This window comes from Kitasatospora sp. NPDC097643, from assembly GCF_040302625.1.
Classification (GTDB): Bacteria; Actinomycetota; Actinomycetes; order Streptomycetales; family Streptomycetaceae; genus Kitasatospora.
In genome coordinates, this window is record NZ_JBEOSA010000153.1 from 1 (window position 1) to 2848 (window position 2848).

Consider the following 2848-nt stretch of genomic DNA (forward strand, 5'->3'; position numbering starts at 1 on the left):
TCGGGTGACGAGGTGACGTTCAGAGGGGTGATTCTGGTTTCTCTATGACTCGCAAAGTCTAAGAGGCCGCCCACCCGGCGGCGGCACGTCCCGGAAGGCCATCGCCATGACTTGGCACCGCCGCCTGATCCAGCAGGTCCGCACCCTCGGCATCGCAGGTCCGCGCCGGGGCAGTCCTCAGACCACGGCCACGCCGCTGCCGGCGATGACCTCGGGCCGCAGCAGGGCCGCGAGCCGCTCCGCGGGCAGCAGCCCCCGCTCCAGCACGAGTTCAGCGACGCCCCGGCCGCTGGCCAGGGCCTCCTTGGCGATGTCGGTGGCGGCTGTGTATCCGATGTGCGGGTTGAGGGCGGTCACCAGGCCGATGGAGTTCTCGACGGTCGCGCGCAACGCCTCGATGTTGGCGGTGATGCCGACCACGCAGCGCTCGGCGAGGGTGAGGCATGCGGCGCGCAGGTGGGTGATGGACTCCGACAGCGAGTGCAGGATGATCGGCTCGAAGGCGTTGAGCTGGAGCTGCCCGGCCTCGGCGGCCATGGTGACGGCGACGTCGTTGCCGATCACCTCGAAGGCGACCTGGTTGACGACCTCGGGGATCACCGGGTTGACCTTGCCCGGCATGATGCTCGAACCGGCCTGCACCGGTGGCAGGTTGATCTCGCCGAGGCCGGCGCGCGGCCCGGAGGACAGCAGTCGCAGGTCGTTGCAGGTCTTGGACAGTTTGACGGCGATGCGCTTGAGGACGCCGGACATCTGGACGAACGCGCCGCAGTCCTGGGTGGCTTCGACCAGGTTGGCGGCGGTGACCAGGGGCAGCCCGGTGATGTCAGCGAGGTGGCGCCGGGCGGATTCGGCGTATCCGGCAGGGGCGTTCAGGCCGGTGCCGATCGCGGTGGCGCCGAGGTTGATCTCGTGGATCAGCTCGACGGCTTCCGCGAGCCGGCTGCGGTCCTCGTCGAGCATGACGGCGAAGGCGGAGAACTCCTGGCCGAGCGTCATCGGCACGGCGTCCTGCAACTGTGTGCGGCCCATCTTCAGGACGTCGCGGAACTCGACGGCCTTGTGGGCGAAGGCGTCCTGGAGGACGGCCATCGCGTCGAGCAGGCCGCGCACGGCGAACACGGTCGCGATCCGGACGGCGGTCGGGTAGACGTCGTTGGTGGACTGGCCGAGGTTGACGTCCTCGTTGGGGTGCAGGTGCCGGTACTCGCCCTTGGCGTGTCCCAGCAGCTCCAGCGCCCGGTTGGCGAGGACCTCGTTGGCGTTCATGTTGGTCGAGGTGCCGGCACCGCCCTGGATGACGTCGACGACGAACTGGTCGTGCAGCTTGCCGCCGCGGATCTCGCGGCAGGCGGTGGCGATCGCGGCGGCCTTCGCGGGTTCCAGCAGGCCGAGTTCCTCGTTGGCGAGGGCGGCGGCCTCCTTCACGGCGGCCAGCGCGTCGATCAGGTGCGGGTAGGCGGAGATGGGCGTGCCGGTGATGGGGAAGTTCTCGGTGGCGCGCAGGGTGTGGACGCCCCAGTAGGCGTCGGCGGGGACGTCGCGGTCCCCGAGCAGGTCGTGTTCGCGGCGGGCGGCGGCGGTCATGGGTGTGCGGGTCCTCTTCTCGGAGTGGTGGTTCGGGTCACGGGCGGGCGAGCAGGGCCGAGGGGTCCAGCGCGGCCACCGGCCGCACGCCGCCGACGGGCCGGCCGCCGCCGTGTGTCGGCTCGCCCGCGAAGCCGGTCAGCAGCCGCGGGTCGACTCCCGCCAGCGCCAGGGCGGCTGCCGTCACCGGGACGCGCGCCCGGTTCGCCCCGTCGGCGATCTTCAGGGCGACGGCGCGGCCGTCCGGCAGCGCGGCGATCTGGACGCCCTCGAAGCCGTCCTTGGCGATCAGCCCGGGCACCGCGCGCATCAGCTCGGCCACGTCCCGTCCGGCGCCGGAGGCCATCTCCGGGTGGCCGCGCAGCGCGTTCGCCACCCGGAACTCGGGGGTCCCGGGTGCGCCGGTGGCGATGCGCGCGGCGGCGCGGGCCAGGCCGTGCAGGGAGACGGCGAACAGGGGGGTGCCGCAACCGTCCACGGTGGCGTGCGCGATGCGCTGGCCGGTGAGGTCCTCCACGGCTTCCGCGATCATCCGTTGGAGCGGGTGCTCAGGGGCGTGGTAGTCCTGCACCGGCCATCCGTTGAGCTTGCAGAGGTGGAGCATCGCGGCGTGCTTGCCGGAGCAGTTCTGGGCGAGCCGGGAGGGCGGGCGGCCCTCCCGGACCCAGGTGTCGCGGACCGCCGGGTCGTACGGCAGGTCGGGGACGTTGCGCAGGTCGTCCTCGGTGAGGCCGGCGAGCGACAGGATCCGCCGGGCTCCGGCGAGGTGGCGTTCCTCGCCGGAGTGGCTGCCCATGGCGAGGGCGAGGAGTTCGCCGTCGAGCGGCAGTCCCCCCCGGACCATGGCGACGGCCTGGACGGGCTTGAGGGCCGATCGCGGGAAGAACGCGGCCTCCACGTCGCCGAGGCGGAACCGGGGCTTGCCGTCGCCGTCGAGGACGACGACGGAGCCGTGGTGGACGCCCTCGACCACGTCGCCACGGATCACGTGGGCGACGGGCGCGTGGCGGGGTTCGCGGATCGCGGGCGCGTCCGCGAGGGGGCTGGTGAACATGGCTGCCTCGATCGTGATGGCTTGGGGCTGCTGACCCGGGTGCCTGATGGCGGTGGCCCGGGCGGACGCGCGGTGGGTCCGTGGATCCCCCGGGCCGCCCGGGTTCAGTCGTCGGTTCCGGCGGCGGCGCGCGCGAGGCGGCCGCGGATCGCGTACCAGCCGGCGACCAGCACTGCGGCGATCAGTGGCACGCACAGCACGGTGGTG

The 2848-nt window shown here is 72.6% G+C and carries 2 protein-coding genes; both read right to left on the minus strand.

Annotation, left to right across the window (positions count from 1 at the left end):
* Nucleotides 1-177 precede the first annotated feature (177 nt).
* Nucleotides 178-1587: an aspartate ammonia-lyase gene (gene aspA / locus ABTY15_RS39510; RefSeq protein WP_350607574.1), complete on the minus strand. Its 1410-nt coding sequence runs from the start codon at nucleotides 1585-1587 to the stop codon at nucleotides 178-180.
* Between the two features lie 37 nt (nucleotides 1588-1624).
* Nucleotides 1625-2641: an asparaginase gene (locus tag ABTY15_RS39515; RefSeq protein ID WP_350607577.1), complete on the minus strand. Its 1017-nt coding sequence runs from the start codon at nucleotides 2639-2641 to the stop codon at nucleotides 1625-1627.
* Nucleotides 2642-2848: the final 207 nt, after the last annotated feature.